This window comes from Acidisoma sp. L85, assembly GCF_009765865.1.
In the GTDB taxonomy this organism is placed as follows: Bacteria; Pseudomonadota; Alphaproteobacteria; order Acetobacterales; family Acetobacteraceae; genus Acidisoma.
The window spans coordinates 214271-215830 of sequence record NZ_LMUQ01000037.1 but is presented as its reverse complement, the minus strand read 5'-3'; the positions used below and the strand labels follow the sequence as shown (position 1 = coordinate 215830).

1 pseudogene is annotated in these 1560 nt (G+C 59.1%); it reads right to left on the bottom strand.

The annotated features are described in order from the left end of the window. Window positions 1-258 precede the first annotated feature (258 nt). Window positions 259-1358: pseudogene (locus GSQ83_RS10170) on the bottom strand (IS630 family transposase). Window positions 1359-1560: the final 202 nt, after the last annotated feature.

The following is a 1560-nucleotide window of genomic DNA, read 5'->3' as shown; positions in this document are numbered from 1 at the left end:
GCGCTGCTGGACTTCGGACCGAGCGAGGTCGAGCGCGTGGTGACAGTAACGGTCACCGTCATCGCGGCCGCACAGGACTGGGCCGTCGCGGCTTGAGGCTTGGGGAGCGGCGATGCTCCTCACCTTGTTCGGACACCTCGAAAGAGGACAAGGGTGTCCAGCCGATCGAGCGCCATTTTGCGTCAGCAAATCTTAAATCTTATCACGCCTGAAGTGGAAATCCAGAAGTCTGATACCAAGGCTCGTTGATCGGAACCGCTATGCCCAGTCGCGAGAACCGATTGAGATGATCGTCCAGGGCTGATCGGCGAGCCTATTCCAGACGTAGCAGCAATGGTCGACGATGTTCTCGTATGAGGAGAACACGCAATTGGATAGGCAATTGTCGCGCATGAATTGCCAAACGTTCTCCTGAGGGTTCAACTCGGGGCATTTCGGCGGCAGCGGCACGATCGTGGTGTTTTCCGGGACATGCAACCTGGGCGACATATGCCAACCGGCCTGATCAAGCAGAAGGGCGGCATGTCGACCGGGTGTGACGCGCCGAAATAACCTTCAAATGCAGGTCCATTGCTTCGGTATCGTACCAAGGTAGAACCAATGCCGCCGCAGTACCCTTCTTCGGACAAATGGCGCCGAAAATTTAGGTCCAGGCCGTCCGTTGGTCGTGCGGAGCGGAGGGTCGAGTGCCTCGTCTTCCCTCGTCTTGCCTTCCATCCGGCATAGCCGGATGGAACCTTGGGCAAGCCTCGCCCATCGCCTAGTGATCTTGTTCTTCTGCCCGATTCTAGCTTCATCAGCGAACCAAACCTCTACGTCGCTACGTTCAATTCCCTTTTCTCGCGCGATTTCGTCCAGACGGATTGGGAAACTTTTTTAAAAGCGTCAATCGCGCCCTCCGCCTGGGCATGGTGGCGTGGTCGCGCGGACAGCTTGCGGTATCCCATCTTGCGCAGTTCAAAGCTGAGCGTCTGCTTGGAGATGCTCACTTTGTGTTCCTCGAACAGCCACTGACATAGGTCGATGATACGCCAACGCACAACACCATGGATCGCTGGATTAGGGCCACCCTTGACCTGAGCAGCAAGGGCAGTGCGCTGTGCCGCTATGAGCCTGGCGGGCTGGCCAGGCGCCTTGCGATCGAGCAGGCCCATGGCGCCCTCCGCGTTAAACCTCAGCACCCAATCCCGCACGATCTGCAAGGTCACGCCGCCGATCTTGGCGGCGTCACTCCGCCTGCCGCTGTCGTAGATCGCCGCCAATGCCAGCAAACGGCGCGCCTGCGGGCCGTCCTTGGTCTTCTTGGCAGCAGCGCGCACCTGCGCCGCGGTGAAATCCGTTCGAAGCGGGATCGGCATGGCGAACTCCGAGGTTCGCCATCGTGAATCAGATCCAAGCCGATTCGGGATCCCCCGCGAGTCACCCTTCACGAGACTCGGTATCAGCCATCGGCCTTTCGCCGTGCTCCTTCCCGCCGACTTTTTGCAATACCGTCTTCCACCAACGCGACGGCAATGACTGACAGGTAGAGTCCTTTGCAGTTGCGGTCCATCCAGGCGG